Here is a 777-nt window from a genome sequence, read left to right as displayed (position 1 = left end):
CGGACGTATCAAGGAGATCTTTAAAACCAGTAAGGGTAAATATGTCGCGCCAGCACCAATTGAGAATATGTTGATGGCCTCAGACGCTCTGGAAGTTGTATGTGTTGCCGGCGCTGAATGTCCTCAGCCTTATGCGATGGCTGTATTGTCGGAGCAATTTCAAGGGCAGCACAAAGACCCTTCTTTGAGAGAAAAACTTGAGCCAGCAATTGAAGCGCTAATCCAAAAAGTGAATTCACGCGTTGATCATCACGAGGCACTGCAGTTTATTGTTATCGTTAGCGATACTTGGGGTATCGAAAATGATTTCCTTACGCCAACAATGAAGATCAAGCGCGATGTCATTGAGAAGTATTATGAGAATAGAGTGACTGGCTGGCAAAAACAGAAGAAACCGATTGTTTGGGATTAATCTCAAGCGAATAGGATTGCCGTAGCTCGAAAATGTGCGGAACATTTAAATTGCTTGTTTCAATTTTTAACGAGTCCTTTTATCATTCGCGATACTTTCGGAAAGTTAACAGTTTTCGACAACTAACAATTCAAATAAAGGCATTCAACCGATTATGACTGCAATTCAGAACGTGACGCTTCCTTTAGAATCTGTTTTTAAATGGGAAAAAGAACGCGCCGATAAAGTCTACATGACTCAGCCTATGGGCAATGGTGTTGTTCAGGAATATACCTGGGCTCGAACTCTAAACGAAGCTCGCCGCATTGCTAGCTACCTTAAAGCTCAGAATTTCCCGCCTAAAAGCAACATCGCTATTCTTTCTA

General features: G+C 42.2%; 2 pseudogenes. Both read left to right on the top strand.

From position 1 onward, the window contains the following. Positions 1-412: pseudogene (locus tag A3750_RS26240) on the top strand (AMP-binding acetyl-CoA synthetase); the annotation flags it as partial. A gap of 154 nt (positions 413-566) precedes the next feature. Then, positions 567-777: pseudogene (locus A3750_RS16155) on the top strand (AMP-binding acetyl-CoA synthetase); the annotation flags it as partial.

The sequence above is a fragment of the Oleiphilus sp. HI0079 genome (assembly GCF_001635105.1).
Note: the sequence above shows the minus strand (reverse complement) of the source record. Positions and strands in the feature narration are given on the sequence as shown.